This is a genomic window from Angustibacter sp. Root456 (assembly GCF_001426435.1).
Taxonomy (GTDB): domain Bacteria; phylum Actinomycetota; class Actinomycetes; order Actinomycetales; family Angustibacteraceae; genus Angustibacter.
In genome coordinates this window covers 549,464-563,646 of the sequence record NZ_LMER01000001.1, presented here as the reverse complement: position 1 = coordinate 563,646, position 14,183 = coordinate 549,464, and the positions used below count along the sequence as shown (strand labels likewise).

The 14,183-nt window shown below is 74.5% G+C and carries 10 protein-coding genes; 8 read left to right on the top strand and 2 right to left on the bottom strand.

The annotated features are described in order from the left end of the window. The first annotated feature begins 1 nt into the window (after position 1). The 4 genes from ASD06_RS02670 (at position 2) to ASD06_RS02655 (ending at position 6,196) form a co-directional block, all read left to right on the top strand. Complete coding sequence (locus ASD06_RS02670; RefSeq protein ID WP_162248027.1) at positions 2-1,654, top strand: DUF5941 domain-containing protein; 1,653 nt, start codon at positions 2-4, stop codon at positions 1,652-1,654. Continuing rightward, positions 1,651-2,442 carry a CDP-alcohol phosphatidyltransferase family protein gene (locus ASD06_RS02665; RefSeq protein ID WP_200941811.1) on the top strand — a complete coding sequence of 264 codons (792 nt, stop codon included), beginning with the start codon at positions 1,651-1,653 and terminating at the stop codon, positions 2,440-2,442. The genes ASD06_RS02670 and ASD06_RS02665 overlap by 4 nt, the downstream gene beginning before the upstream one ends. A gap of 27 nt (positions 2,443-2,469) precedes the next feature. After that, positions 2,470-3,333, top strand: a complete 864-nt coding sequence (locus ASD06_RS02660; protein ID WP_056672569.1) for a glycosyltransferase family 2 protein — start codon at positions 2,470-2,472, stop codon at positions 3,331-3,333. 115 nt (positions 3,334-3,448) lie between these two features. Then, positions 3,449-6,196: an FG-GAP-like repeat-containing protein gene (locus ASD06_RS02655; protein ID WP_157371449.1), complete on the top strand. Its 2,748-nt coding sequence runs from the start codon at positions 3,449-3,451 to the stop codon at positions 6,194-6,196. 25 nt (positions 6,197-6,221) lie between these two features. On the opposite strand, the gene ASD06_RS19080 is transcribed toward ASD06_RS02655, so the two are convergent. Beyond that, positions 6,222-6,974, bottom strand: a complete 753-nt coding sequence (locus ASD06_RS19080; RefSeq protein ID WP_056672565.1) for a bifunctional 2-polyprenyl-6-hydroxyphenol methylase/3-demethylubiquinol 3-O-methyltransferase UbiG — start codon at positions 6,972-6,974, stop codon at positions 6,222-6,224. A gap of 43 nt (positions 6,975-7,017) precedes the next feature. Here ASD06_RS19080 and ASD06_RS18310 point away from each other — a divergent pair, with 43 nt between their 5' ends. Next, positions 7,018-8,481 (top strand): lipopolysaccharide biosynthesis protein, encoded by a 1,464-nt coding sequence (locus ASD06_RS18310; protein ID WP_056672563.1) that lies wholly within the window; start codon positions 7,018-7,020, stop codon positions 8,479-8,481. 10 nt (positions 8,482-8,491) lie between these two features. Here ASD06_RS18310 and ASD06_RS02640 read toward each other — a convergent pair whose 3' ends face one another. Then, positions 8,492-9,337, bottom strand: a complete 846-nt coding sequence (locus ASD06_RS02640; RefSeq protein ID WP_056672561.1) for a glycosyltransferase family 2 protein — start codon at positions 9,335-9,337, stop codon at positions 8,492-8,494. 59 nt (positions 9,338-9,396) lie between these two features. Here ASD06_RS02640 and ASD06_RS02635 point away from each other — a divergent pair, with 59 nt between their 5' ends. From ASD06_RS02635 to ASD06_RS19220, 3 genes are all read left to right on the top strand, one after another. Next, positions 9,397-10,248 (top strand): glycosyltransferase, encoded by an 852-nt coding sequence (locus ASD06_RS02635; protein WP_056672559.1) that lies wholly within the window; start codon positions 9,397-9,399, stop codon positions 10,246-10,248. Positions 10,249-10,358: 110 nt separating this feature from the next. Next, positions 10,359-12,281 (top strand): SpoIID/LytB domain-containing protein, encoded by a 1,923-nt coding sequence (locus ASD06_RS02630; RefSeq protein WP_056672557.1) that lies wholly within the window; start codon positions 10,359-10,361, stop codon positions 12,279-12,281. Between the two features lie 91 nt (positions 12,282-12,372). Further along, positions 12,373-14,079, top strand: a complete 1,707-nt coding sequence (locus ASD06_RS19220; RefSeq protein WP_200941810.1) for a peptidoglycan-binding domain-containing protein — start codon at positions 12,373-12,375, stop codon at positions 14,077-14,079. Positions 14,080-14,183: the final 104 nt, after the last annotated feature.

The window sequence follows — 14,183 nt, the reverse complement described above, 5'->3', positions numbered from 1 at the left end:
GGTGGCCGCGACCGAGGTGCTGGTCGTGGTCGACCCCACGGTGCCCGGGAGCGCGCCGGTCGCCGAGGTGGCCCGGCGAAGCGTCATCGACGGCGGCCGGCTGGTCGCCACGGTCGAGCAGCCCAGCGTCACCGCAACGGTCGACGTGGTCGTCGCGGCGCTGCGGCACCAGGACGACGCGCCCCTGGCGCTCGTCGACGCGGCCCTGGTGACCGTCCCCACGGTCTACGGCGACGTGATCGCCGAGCCGGACGCCGGCGGGCGCATCCTGCGGCTGGACGGCGGCGAGGTGGCCGCACTGCGCGTGCCGGCCGCCGCGCGGTCCGACCTCGCGGACGCGCTGAGCCGCACGGTGGCGACCTGGCCGCGCGAGCGCGTGCTCGACGTCGTCGCCACCGCCCTCGACGACCTCGCGGGGGCCGGTCACGAGATCGGCCCCGGGGCCTTCCCGGCCCGGTTGGCCCTCACCCCCGACGACGCGGCGTCGGCGCTCGCGGCCGCGGACGCCGTCGACGAGCCGGCCCTGCGGCTGCGGCGGGCCTCGCGCTCGGACGACGGCTTCCTGTCGACCTTCCTCGTCCGGCCCCTCTCGCGCCGGCTGACCCGCCGGGCCGTGGCCCTGGACGCGCGCCCAGCGCAGGTCACGGCGGTCGCGCTCGCCCTGGGCCTGCTGGCAGCGCTCGCCTACAGCGGTGGAGGGCGCGGCTGGCTGGTGCTCGGCTCGTTGCTGTTGCTCGCGTCGCTGGTGGTCGACTGCGTCGACGGAGAGGTCGCCCGCTACACCCGCACCACCTCGCCGCTCGGTGGCTGGCTGGACGTCGGCGCCGACCGGGTCAAGGAGTACGCGGTGTACGGCGCGCTCGCGGCGGGTGCGGCGACGCGCGCCGCGTGGCTGCTGGCGCTGGCGTCCCTGGCGCTGCTGGTGACGCGGCACTTCGTGGACTTCGGGTTCGCGGCGCGGCGCGCGCGAGCGACGGCCGCTGTCGAGGACGGCGCCGTCGGGCGCTGGTCGGCCGGCACCGACCGGCGGTCGGCCGTGCGGTACGCCAAGCGGGCCGTCATCGCCCCGGTCGGTGAGCGCACCATCGTGCTCGCCGTGCTGGCGCCGCTGGTCGGTGTGCGCTGGACCTTCGTCGTGCTGCTGGTCATGGGCGTCGTCGCGGCGGCGTGGACGACGGCTGGCCGGGTCGGCCGGGCGCTGGCCTGGACGGCCCCGCTCGGGCAGCCGGCCCGCCGGCTGCTGCAGACGCAGGTCGACGGCTCGCCCGTACCCCGCACGTGGTGGCCGCTCGCCACGCGCTTCGGCTGGCTGCTGCCTGCCCTGGCCCGGGCCCTCGAGCAAGGGGGCACCGTGCTGCTGCTGGCCTGGCTCGCGCCGTCGGCGCTGCCCGGTGCGTTCGTCTGGCTGGCGGTGGTCGCGATCGGGGAGTACGACCTGACCTACCGCGGGCGACTCACCGGCACCGCGGACGCCGCCGGGCCGCTGGCCGTCGCCGGCTGGCCACTGCGGCTGGTCGGCGTGCTGGTGCTGGCGCTGCTGGTGCCCACGCAGGCGCTGGGTCGCGCGCTGGCCGTCGCCGGCGCCGTGCTCGCCGTCGCGGTGATCGCCTCGTCCGCCGCCTTCTGGCGACGCTCGCTACCCTCGTCGCCGTGAGCTTCCCGCCGTCCAGCGGCCACCCGGCCCGCCCGTCCCTCGCCGAGCTGCGGGCGATCACCCAGCCGCAGTCGACCATGTCGCGGCGCAACGCCGAGCACTGGATGGCGCGCTGGTTCCTGCGCGCGGTGTCGCTGCGGGTCACCGCGTTGCTGATCCGCACACCGGTCACCGCCAACCAGCTCACCGGGCTGATGATCGTGGTGGGACTGCTCGCCGCCATCCCGCTCGGCGCGTCCGGTGTCGTCACCGCGGTCGTGGGGGTCGTGGCGATCTGGGTGTACTTCCTGCTCGACCTGTGCGACGGCGAGGTCGCGCGCTGGAGACGGCAGACCAGCATCAAGGGCGTCTACCTCGACCGCGTCGGCCACTACCTCGTCGAGGCGGCTGTGATCAGCGCCTACGGCTGGCGGGCCGCCGACCAGCACCTGGGCGGCTGGACCACCCTCGGGGTCCTGGGCGGACTGCTCGTGGTGCTGGTGAAGGCCGAGACCGACCTCGTCGACGTCGCCCGCACCCGCTCGGGGCTCGCCGCCGCCAGCGAGGAGTCCGTCGAGCTGCGCAGCTCCGCGCTGGGCATGCTGCGCCGGGCCGCGCAGGTGCTCAAGGTGCACCAGCTGACCGGTGCGCTGGAGTCGTCGCTGCTGCTGCTCGTGGCCGCCGTCGTCGACGCCGCGACCGGGTCCCTCGTCGGCACTCGGGTGCTGCTCGTGGCGCTCGCGGCGATCGCCGGCGTCATGACCGTGCTGCACCTGGCGAGCATCCTGCTCTCGCGGCGGCTCGACTGATGGGGCTCGACTGATGGGGCTCGACTGATGGGGCTCACGCTCGGCGTGGTGGTGCTCACCATGGGCGACCGGCCGGTCGAGCTGGCCCGGGCCGTCGAGAGCCTGCGCCGCCAGACCCGCCCGCCGGAGTCGGTGCTCGTCATCGGCAACGGCGCCGACGTGCCCGACCAACCTGATTTCGTGCGCGTGCTGCGGCTGCCCGACAACCTCGGCATCGTGGGCGGGCGCGACCTCGGCTGGCGCGAGCTCGACACCGACCTCGTGCAGTTCCTGGACGACGACGCCTGGCTGCTCGACGACGACGTCCTGGCGGGCGTCGTGCGGCGGTTCGAGGACGATCCGCGCCTGGGCATCGTGTCGATGCGGATCGTCGACCCCGACACCGGCCTCAGCTCGCGCCGGCACGTGCCGCGGCTGCGCACGAGCGACCCCGAGCGCTCGTCGGACGTCACGACGTTCCTCGGGGGCGCCAGCGTCGTGCGGCGCGAGGTGCTCGAGCGCTGCGGGGGGCTGCCGGCGGCCTTCTGGTACGGCCACGAGGAGACCGACCTGGCCTGGGCGGCGCTCGACGACGGCTGGCGGATCCACTACGCCGCCGACGCCGTGCTCGGGCACCCGACCACCACCCCCGCACGCCACGCCACGTACTACCGGCTCAACGCGCGCAACCGCGTGTGGCTCGCGCGCCGGCGCCTGCCCTGGCCGCTGGCCGCCGTCTACCTCGCGGTCTGGACGGCCCTCACCGTGGTGCGGGTGCGTGACAGCGCGGCGCTGCGGACCTGGGCTCGCGGTTTCGTCGAGGGCTGGCGCACCGACGCGGGGCCGCGGCGCCCGATGCGGTGGTCGACCGCGTGGCGCATGACCCGGCACGGGCGCCCACCCGTCGTCTGAGCCCGACCGGACGGACGATCCATATCACTGTCCGTTACCTGACTGTGACATTGTGCAGGCAACCAACCCCGCGGGGTTCCTTGGTTTTTCCTTGGTGCTGGCCGACGCTGAATGTATGCCTTCGTCACGCCCGCACCTCCTGCCCCGCCGTGTCCGCTTGCGGCTGCCCGCGATCGCGGTGAGCACCCTCGCCCTGGTGGCCGCGCCGACCGCGATGTCGGGGCTGAGCTGGGCGCAGGGTGCCGGGCCCGGCGCGACGCGACCCGGCTCGATGCGCGAGGTGGCGCTGAGCGGGCTGGACGCCCACGGGGCCCGGGAGCCCGGTGCGGTGAGCCGCGCTGCGGTGGTCGCGCCGGGGGCGCGGTCGCTGGCGGCTGATGGCACGCCGGCGACCACTGCGGTGACGCCGGCGCTCGACCTGCCGGGCGAGGTGGCGGTGGTCGGCGCGAGCTGGCCGGCGTCCGGTCGGCTCGGCCGGGGCGGCGAGGTGCAGGTGCGCACTCGCTCGCACGGGCAGTGGGGGGCTTGGCAGGCCCTCGACACCGACGACGCCCACGGCCCTGACACGACCGGCCCGGGCGCGGCCGAGGGCCGAGCCGCGCGCTCCGGCACCGCGCCGCTCGTGGTGACCGGCGCCGAGGCCGTGCAGGTGCGCGTCGAGGGGAGCGCCCCGGCGCCGAGCACCCGCGTCGAGCTGGTCGACCCCGGCGAGAAGGCCGCCGACCCCACCGCGGGGGCGACTCGCCCCGACGCCGCGGCAGCCGCCGCGAGCCGGCCGACCATCTACAGCCGCAAGGCCTGGGGAGCCGACGAGTCGCTGCGCAAGGGCGGCGTGGCCTACGGGTCGGTGCAGGCGGCGTTCGTGCACCACACGGTGAGCACCAACAGCTACACGGCGGCCGAGGTGCCGGCGATCATCCGCGGGATCTACCGCTTCCACGTCCAGGGGCGGGGCTGGAACGACATCGGCTACAACTTCCTGGTCGACCGCTTCGGCCGGATCTGGGAGGGCCGGTACGGCGGGGTCGCCCTGCCCGTGATCGGTGCGCACACCCAGGGCTACAACGCAGAGGCGTTCGCGATGTCGGCCATCGGCAACTTCGACGTCGCCAAGCCGCCGGCGGCCATGGTGTCGGCCTACAGCCGGCTGTTCGCGTGGAAGCTGGGTCTGCACGGCGTCCCGGCCACCGGCGCCGTCACGCTCAACGGCACGCGCCTGCAACGGATCAACGGGCACCGCGACGCCGGCCAGACCGCGTGCCCCGGTCGCTACCTCTACGCCCGGCTCGCCACCATCCGGTCGGCCACCGCGGCCGCCATGGGACCTCTGAGACGAGACGGGGTGGCGCGCAGCGTCGACGGGGGCGGCACCCCCGACGTGCTGGCCTCGGCAGGTACCGGGAGCGCAGCCGGTCTGGTGCTGCGCGAGTCGACGGCGGCCGTCGCCGGCGCGCGGGTCGTCGGCGCCTCGGGCTGGCAGCGTCTCGGTCTGCTCACCCTCTCACCCGATCTGACGGGCGACGGGCGCCCGGACCTGCTCGGGCGCGACAGCTCGGGCCGCGTCCGCGTCTACCCGGGCACGGGCACGGGGCGCCCCGGGACCCCTGCCGTCTACGGTCGCGGGTGGGGTGCGATCCAGCGGCTCATCGCCCCCGGCGACCTCGACCGCGACGGCCGCAACGACCTGCTCGCGGTCGACGCTCGCGGCGGCCTGCGGTTCTACCCCGGCACGGGCCGGGGCTGGGTGCGCGCTCCGCGGCTGGTCGGCACCAACTGGCTGTCGCTGTCGCTGGTGGTCGCTGCGCGCGACCTCACCGGTGACGGCGTCCCGGACCTGCTGGCGGTGCGCAAGCGGGACGGCGCCCTCGTGCGCTACGCCGGTGACGGCCACGGTGACGTGCGTCCCGCGGCGACGATCGGCCGCGGCTGGTCGTCGTTCGACGCGGGCATCGGTGGGGACTTCGACGGTGACCAGCACCCCGACCTCGTCGTGCGTGAGCGGCGCGGCACGATGCGCACCTACTACGGCACGAGCTACGGCACCGTGCGGTGGCGCGTCACGTGGGGGCGGGACTGGCAGACGCTCTCCAGCCTCACGGGCGGTCTCGACGTCGACGGCGACGGCGCGCCCGACGTCCTGGCCGTCACGTCGGCGGGCTCGTTGCGGCTGCTCCCCGGCGTCGCGACCCGCGAGTACCGCAGCGGGTCCACGAGTGCCGTCGACCTGAGCCGCGCCGACCGCGCGTTCGTGGCCGGTGACCTCGACGGCGACGGCCGGGCCGAGGTCGTCACCCGCGATGCGGCGACCGGCGACGTCACGGCGTGGGACGGCGCGCGGTCGGTCGGTGCGAGCAGCCCGGCCGGCACCCGGCTCGCGTCCGGGTGGGCCGGCGCCGACCTGCTCGCGCCCGCCGGCGACATCAGCCGCGACGGGCGTCCGGACCTGCTGGTCGAGGACGACGCCGACCAGGTGCTGTACCTGTACCCGACGACGTCCAGCGGGGCCCTCGGGCAGCGCTACGTGATCGCCACCGGCTGGCCCCGAGGCGCGCAGGCCGTCGGTGTGGGGTCGTGGGACGCCGACGCCGCGGCGGACGTCATCGCGCTGCTGCCCTCGGGCGAGCTGCGGCTGTACCCGGGCAACGGTCCGGGTCGCCTGCTCGCGCCGCGCCGGCTCGCGGCCAGCTCGCCGCTGACCCGGCTGCTGGGAGCGGGCGACGTGGACGGCGACGGGGCCAGCGAGCTGCTCGGCTCCGATGCGTCCGGCCGGCTCCTGGCGGTGCACGTCGGCACCGGTGGCTCGCTCGGCACCGTGCGGGTGATGGTGCTCGACGCCCGGGCGGGCGGCCGGCTCGTGGGGTAGCCGCCGAGGCTGGCCGGCCGAGCGGTCAGGAGCGCTCGAGCACGTACAGGCTCTGGCCGTCGGTCTCCTGACCGTGCTCGGTCGAGCGCACCCGCAGGCCGGCCTGCTCGACGAGCTCGGCCCACCGGTCCTGCGAGAAGCGCACGCAGTGCAGGGGGCCGGTCCACTGCAGCGGGCCGTAGCCCGCGGGGTTCTCGGCCTCCGGCTCGACGTCGGGCTCGACGAAGGCCGTGACGAAGGCGAAGCCACCCGGCGCGAGCAGCCGGGCCACCTCGGCCAGGTAGGGACCGGCGTCCTGCGAGCCCATGTGGCTGAACACCGAGTAGGCGTAGAACGCGTCGTAGGCGCCGGACTCGGCGGGGATCGAGTGCCGCGCGGACCCCGAGGGGTTGTAGCGCGCGTTCTGCACGTTGACGTGCGTGAAGGAGTAGCCGGGGTGCTGGATGTGCTTCTGCGCCCAGCGGATGAGGTGCTCCTGGACGTCGACGCCGTGGTAGCGGACGACACCGCCCCACTCCTCGAGCGTGCCGAGGGCCAGTCGGCCGGCGCCGCAGCCCCAGTCGAGCAGACGCGACTCGCGGGTGAGGCCGGCGGCCGCTAGGCGGCGCACCTCCTGGCGTGCCGACCCGATGAAGGCCTCGTCGGTCTCGAAGTGGCGTCCGCCCATGCGGAAGGCGGTGGGGGGCAGGGGCAGCCCACCCGGGCTGCGGCCGTGGGTGCGCGAGACGAGCAGGCGGTCGCGGGTGCTCTTGGCCAGGCGAGCGGCAGCGTTCGACATGAGGCCTGAAGGTACCCCACCCACCTGCCCGTATCCTGGCCCGGTGGCAGAGCCCCCCGCGTCGTGGCGTGCGCTCGACCTCAACGCACCCATCGAGGGACAGGTCACCTCACGCGTCGCGCTCAGCACGGCCGGGATGGTCAGCCAGGGCGGTGTCCGGTTCCTGTACAGCGTGCTCATCGGCGGCGTCATGTCGTCGGCGGTGCTCGGCACCGTCAACAGCGCCCTGTCGCTGTCGATGTTCGCCGCCATGCTGTGGCCGACCTCCACCGGCGTGGCGGCCAGCAAGTACGTCGCGCTGTCACGGGGTGCGGGCGGCGGCGAGCAGGTGCTGGCCGTCGCGGCGCACCTCGCCCGCCGCGTGCTGGTCTCCTCGCTCCTGCTCGCGGTGGCGTCCGTCGTCGTCGCCCGCACCGCGTTGGAGGCCACGTGGAGCACGAGCCTGTTCTGCGGTGCGCTGGTGTTCACGTACTCGGCGTACACGTTCGTCCGCGGGCTGGCCTTCGGTGCCGGGCAGGTGCGGCGCGCGACCACGTGGGACGTCGTGTCGTCGTCGCTCGCCCTCGGGGGGCTGGTGCTCGTGCTGGTGCTGCGGGCCGAGCCGTGGCTGCTGGCGCCCATCACCGCCGGCTACGGGCTCTACGCCCTGGGGGGTTGGCCGCGCACGCGCGGAGCCGGCCCTCGAGGCGAGGTGCGGCGCGAGATGGACCAGTTCGTGTTCTTCGGTGTCGTGGGCGTGCTGGCGAGCGCCGGGCTGCTGCAGCTGTCGATGGTGGTCGCCAAGCTGGCGACCGGGGCGCACGATGCGGGCCAGTACGCCGCAGCGCTGTCGCTGGCCACGCCGAGCTCCATGCTGGCCAACGCGATGACCCTCGTGCTGTTCCCGGCGCTCTCGGCGGCCTACGGGCGAGGTGAGAGCCACGTCGTGCACCACATGACCAACCTCGCCACGCGAGGCCTGGTGGCCGGGATGGTCGCCATCTTCGGGGCGCTGATCCTGCTGAGCGACGTCGTGGTGGCGGTGATCTACCCCCATGGGTTCGCAGCTGCGGCGCACGTCCTGCCGGTGCTGCTGGCCGCCGTGCTGATCACGACGCTGGGCGTCGCGTCCACGACCAGCCTGCTCGTCACCCGCGTCGACGGGCAGAAGATCATCGCGGCGCTCAACGTGGTCGGGTTCGCCGTGGGGTGTGCCGCCTGGGCCGTGCTGCTGCACTCCCAGGCGAGCATCGAGCGCGTGGCACTCGGCTACCTCGTCGCCGCCGTCGTGATCGGCACCGCCCCCGTCGTCATCGTGTGGCGCACCGAGGGTCAGCCGTGGCGGTGGCTCACGGTGCGGGCGCTGTCAGGCGGCCTGCTCGTGGCCGCGGCGGCATGGGTCGAGCACGCGGCCGGGGCGGGCACCGTCGGGCGCCTGCTGGTGACCCTCGGCTTCGAGGTGCTGTGGCTGGCGCTGTGCCAGCGCGACCTGCGCCGACTGGCGTCGGAGGTGCTGGGCCGCCGGTGAGGCCGCTGGCTCACCAGCCGCGGCGTCGTCCCTCACGAGCCCAGTAGGCGAGACCTTCGTACTGCACGCGGGCCACCCAGCCTCGCCGCCGGCCCGATCCGGTGGACGCGTGCGCGCGGTGCCGAAGGCGCAGGGCCGGTACGTAGCGCACCTCGCCTGCGAGCCGTTCCACCTCGGCGCCGATCCACAGCTCCTCGCCGAACAGCGGGAAGGGGTAGTCCAGGCTCCCGCCGCGCGCGAAGAACTCCGGCGCGAACACGACGCACGACCCGTGCCCCGACCACATGGTCTGCCCCTCGACGCCGTTCTTCACGACCAGGCTCGAGTGGCCGCCGCGGCGCAGCAGCATCACGTCGGCGAGCGGCGGGAAGCGGTGCAGGATCGCGAGCCCCCGCAGCCACCAGGTGGGCCGGGGGCGCAGCAGGTGCGGGTTCTGGTCCTGACCCAGCTCGTTGACGATGCTGGGGGCCAGGGTGAGGGCCCGCGGGAAGCGCGCGAGGGCCTCGCGCAGGGCCGGCAGGAACGCGGCGTCGGCGGTGAGGTCGCAGTTCGACAGCACCACCGCACCGTCGGCCTCGACCTGGCTCAGCGTGCGGCGCAACGCGGGCAGGTACCCGGGGTTGTCCGGGAAGTCCAGCACGGTGACGCCGCCTCGGGCCAGCTCGTCGGCGAAAACCCGGCGCGCCAGGTCGCCGTCTCCCGCGCCGTTGCAGGCGATCACCACGTGCGCGTCGCGCGCGGGGTCGCCGGGCTGGATGGCGAGGGAGTCGTAGAGCTCGCGAGCGTCGTCGACACCGCCGTAGCTGACCATCACCCACGTCACCGTGGGCTCCTGGGCGGACGGCCGGTCAGGCACGGCGGCTCCTCGCGTCGTCGATGCCGGAGGCTGCCGGCGGGTGGCCTAGGTTATCGCCCATGCGGTTGTCGGTGCTCATGACCATCTACGCGAAGGTCAGCGTCGAGGAGCTGCGCCGCTCGCTGTCCAGCGTGCTCGAGCAGAGCCTGGCGCCGGACGAGGTGGTCGTCGTCGAGGACGGCCCGCTCCCGCCCGATCTGCGTCAGGCCGTCGACGAGCTCGCCGCGACCCACCCGCAGCTGCGGCTGGTGAAGCTGGCCGTGAACGGGGGTTCCGGCGTGGCGTCGGCGGCCGGTCTGCGGGCGGCCCGCGGTGACCTGGTGGCGCGCATGGACGCCGACGACATCTCCCTGCCGCACCGGTTCGCCCAGCAGGTGACGCTCATGGAGCGCGACCACCTGGACATCTGCGGCTCGAGCGTCCTGGAGTTCCACGGCGATCCCGACCACGTGATCGGGGTGCGCCGGCTGCCGTCGACGCAGGCCGACATCGAGCGCTACGTCCGCATCAACAGTCCGTTCAACAACCCGTCCGTCGTGCTGCGGCGCGAGCTCGCCCTGCGTGTCGGCGGCTACCACGACCTGCGCTACATGCAGGACTACGACCTGTTCGCGCGGATGCTGGCCGCCGGGGCGCGCGTGGCCAACATCGACGAGCCGCTCGTGCTCTTCAGCGCCGGCTCGACCATGCTGCGCCGCCGCTCGGGGCTGGAGATGGTGCGGCGCGAGTGGGACCTGCAGCGGCGCCTGCGCCGGTACGGCACGGTGGGGCGCTGGGGCATGGTGCGCAACCTGGTGGTGCGCAGCGCGTTCCGGCTGCTGCCGGCGCCGGTGCTGACCTTCGCTTACCGGGTCCTGTTCCGACGCGCCCACGAGGGGCCTGACACTTCCGTCACAGGCGTGTCATCCTGAAACAGGAGGCTCGCGCGGGGGCACAGCGGGTCGCCTCGTCTGCTGCCCCTGTGGAGTCTCCTGTGGTTCTCGGTACGTTGCTCTCCCGTTCGCGCCGCCGCGCTGTCAGCGTGGCGGCGGCCGTGCTCTCGACCGCCGCGTTGTCGGCCGCCAGCCTCGCCGGTGCGCCGGCGGCCCGCGCCGCGACGTGTCCATCGCCGTCGGCGGGTTCGGTCGCGGAGGCGGTGGGGCCCGTCGACGTCGACGTCGTCGTGCGCGGGCACGGCTGGGGCCACTCGCTGGGCATGAGCCAGTACGGCGCTCAGGGGGCGGCACTGCTCGGCTGCAGCGCGAGCAAGATCCTCACGACGTACTACACCGGCGCGAAGCTGACGTCGGTCGCGCTTCACTCGGCGGTGATCCTGGACCTGCTCGCCGGAGGATCGCGCGGCACCGTCGCCGCCGAGACGGGCACGGTGACCTGGACGGCGCCCGGGACGACGCAGCGCGCCGTGCAGCCCCAGGGCGCCACGTGGACAGTCACCAAGACCTCGACCGCGCAGGTGGTCACCGACGCCGGTGGCAAGGCCGTCATCACCGTGCCCTTCTCCAACGAGGTGCGGGCGATCGAGACGGGCCACGTCGTCCGGATCACGGGCTACGGCGCCGCCGCCGCGCCCGCGCTGCGCACCCGGTGGGACTACACGCGGTTCGTCAGCGACTCCTCCGGCCTGACCATGCGCCAGGTGATCGAGGACAACGCCTCCGGCGCCGGCGTGCAGAAGTACCTGTGGGGCCTCGCCGAGGTGCCCGTGTCGTGGCCGGTGGAGGCGTTGAAGGCCCAGAGCATCGCGGCGCGCACGTACCTCGCGGGTCGCTGGAACTCGGCCTCCGGCGCCTACGTGATCGGGACGACCCAGGCGACGCAGGTCTACACCGGCTACGCGCACGAGCTGGACGACGCCACCTACCGCGGCCACTGGCGCGACGCCGTCAACGCGACGGCCGGTCAGCTGCTGCGCACCTCCACGGGGGGGCCACTGACCGCCATGTACACCTCGAGCCACGGCGGCTGGAGCGAGGACTACCGCTACGTCTACGGCTCGGACGTGCCGTACCTGCGCGCGGTCGACGACAGCGCCTGGGACAAGGCGTCCAGCAACCCCTACCGCTCCTGGTCGCAGGGCCGGACGCTCGCGTCGCTCGCCTCGGCGTTCGGGCTGGACTCGGTCGCCGCGATCGAGGTCGCGCCCCAGGGCAGCACGGCGCGGTGGGCCGGCGTGACCGTGCACGGCACCCGGGCCGGTCTGGTGGCCACCCGCACGGTGGACGGCGCGGCGGTGAGGTCGCTGCTCGGCGTCCGATCACCCGCCGTCACCTTCCGGCTTGCCCCTCAGACGCTGGTGGGGGACTGGGACGGCGACGGGCGCAGCGACGTCGGCTGGTACGACAACGGCCGGGTGACGCTCTCGGTCGCTGGCAAGACCGTGCGCTTCACCCTGGGGCGGCCCGGCGACCGGGCGGTCGCCGGTGACTGGAACGGCGACGGCAAGGACACCCTGGCGATCTTCCGGCTGGGGCAGTGGTACCTGTGCTCGACGCTGGCCGGGGGCACCTGCGGCACGACGTTCCGGTACGGCACGGCGTCGGACCTTCCCGTCGTCGGTCGCTGGCCCGGCGCGGCGCGCGACGGCGTGGGCGTCGTGCGTGGCAACCAGTGGCTGCTGCGGATGTCGGCCGCCGGCGGCGCAGCCGACACGTCGTTCCAGTGGGGCCTGCCCACCGACACGCCCGTGGTCGGGGACTGGGACGGCGACGGCTTCGACACGCCGGGGGAGCGGCGCGGTGGTGTCTGGTATCTCGCCAACCGACTCGCTCCCGCGTTGTCGGACGCGCGGGCCTCGTACGGCGCCGCGAGCGACAAGCCGGCCGTGGGGGACTGGAACGGCGACCGTCGTGACTCGCTGGGCGTCGCTCGCGCGGGGACGACCTTCTACCTGCGCGACGACCTGCGCGGCGGTCCGGCCGAGCGGACGGTGAGCTTCTCGCGCTGACGCGCCGCAAGTCACGGGTCAAGGCGAGCAGCCAGGCGTCCGAGGCAGAAGGGGAAGCCTGTACACATACGTCACGCCTGGGAGCCCCGTCATGCCGCTGCGCCGTTCACGTCCCGTCCCGCGAAGCGGCCCGACCCGCCGGCTGCTTCCCGTCGGGGCGGTGGTCTCGGCGGTGCTCACCGTGCTGTCGACCGCGCTGACCGCCTCGAGCGCGGTGGCTGCCGTGCCGACGCCGACCCCGGCCCAGGCGCTCCCCGCTGCCTATGACGCGGTGCCTCGGTACAACGAGCAGCGCAGCTGCGACCCGGCGGCCAAGCCGGGCGTGGAGGCCTACGCCCGCATGGTGCTGACGACCTACCGGCAGGGCCACAGCGGCGGGATCGTGCGCGGGTGCGGCCTGGGATCGACGTCGGAGCACAAGGAGGGGCGGGCCTTCGACTGGATGGTGAGCGTCAACGTGCCGGCCGAGAAAGCCGCGGGTGACGCGCTGACCACCTGGCTCACGGGCCGGGACTCGCACGGCGTCGTCGGGGGCAACGCACGCCGGCTGGGCGTGATGTACGTGATCTGGAACCGGCGGATCTGGAGCACCTACCGGATCGGGGACGGGTGGCGCGCCTACTCCGGTGCCAGCGCCCACACCGACCACGTTCACACGTCGTTCACCTGGGACGGCGCGATGAAGCGCACGTCGTGGTGGGACGGCACGGCCACGGTGAACGACGACTCGGGCCCGTGCCGCGTCTACTCCGGCCAGCCGGCCCCCGTCTACACCGGCGTCCGGCACACCAGCGCCTGCGCCAGCACGCTGCCCGCCGCTCCTGCGGCCAAGTACGCCATCGTCTGGCCGGGGCAGTCCGGCTCGGCGGTCAAGGTGGCGCAGCAGAAGCTGGGCGTCACGGCGGACGGCGTGTTCGGCTCCGTCACGCGCAGCCACCTCTTCACGTGGCAGCGCGGCCGCAAGGTGCCGGTGACCGGCGTCCTGGACAAGCCGACGTGGGCGCGCATGCTGGCGGCTGCCCCGACGCCGACCCCGACTGCGACGCCGACCCCGACGCCGACCCCGACGCCGACCCCGACGCCGACGCCGACCCCGACGCCGACCCCGACGCCGACCCCGACGCCGACCGCGCCCCTGCAGGCGCTCGCGGGTGACTGGGACGGCGACGGGCGTTCGGACGCGGGGTGGTACGCGAGCGGCAAGGTGACCGTGCGCGTCGGAACCCGGACGGTGCGGTTCACGCTCGGACGCAGCGGTGACGTGGCGGTCGTCGGCGACTGGAACGGCGACGGCAAGGACACCCTGGGGGTCGTGCGAGCGGGTCACTGGTACCTGTGCGAGCGCCTGGACGGCGCCAGCTGCGGCCGCACCGGGTTCGTCTACGGCGCCGCCACCGACCGACCCGTGGTGGGCCGGTGGCCGGGCGCGAAGCGCGACAGCGTCGGCGTGGTCCGCAGCACCACGTGGTACCTGCGCATGTCCGCCTCAGGCGGCAGCGCGCAGGCCCGCGTGCGCTGGGGACGTCCCGCCGACGTGCCTCTGACGGGCGACTGGGACGGCGACGGGTTCGACACCCCGGCGCTGCGCCGCGGTGCGACGTGGTACTTCTCCAACAACCTCACAGGTGTGGCGAGCGCCAGCGCGGTGTACGGCCGCAGCAGCGACCTGGCAGCCCCCGGTGACTGGGACGGCGATGGGCGCGACAGCCTCGCCGTGGCCCGCCCGGAGCGCACCTTCTTCGCGCGCTCCGCGCTCACGTCGGGCCCGGCGACCTTGAGCCTGGTGTTCGGGCGCTGAGCCGGCTGGGTGACGTGGTGGACGCCGGCCGAGCGCCGATGTCACTCTGACCACTCAAGTCACGGCCGTCACTGCCGACGGCAGTGCTGTCAAGCGACGCGCCG